General features: G+C 78.0%; 1 pseudogene. It reads left to right on the top strand.

Annotated features, from left to right (window positions below):
* Positions 1–140: pseudogene (locus MKK58_RS12240) on the top strand (hypothetical protein); the annotation flags it as partial.
* Positions 141–282: the final 142 nt, after the last annotated feature.

Genomic DNA, 282 nt, shown 5'->3' with positions numbered 1-282 from the left:
TCGCCGCGACGGTGGCCGCCGCCGCGGCGGGAGCCGGCTTCACGGCCGTCGATTGCGGCGCGCTGCCGACGCCGGCCCTGGCCCTGGAAGCGCTCCGGCGCGGCGCCTGCGCGGTGATGGTCACCGGCAGCCACATCCCGGGGCCCAGCTCGTCAGCCACGCCATGGATCAGGGGCTCGGCCCCGTCGAGGCGGTGGCCGCCTGCCTGCCCCGCCTGCACGGGGCCTTCGCCCTCGGCTTCGTCTTCGCCGGCCACGACGACCTCCTCATCGGGGCCCGCCA

This window comes from Methylobacterium sp. J-078 (assembly GCF_022829285.1).
GTDB lineage: Bacteria > Pseudomonadota > Alphaproteobacteria > Rhizobiales > Beijerinckiaceae > Methylobacterium.
This window is presented reverse-complemented; position numbering and strand designations above follow the sequence as displayed.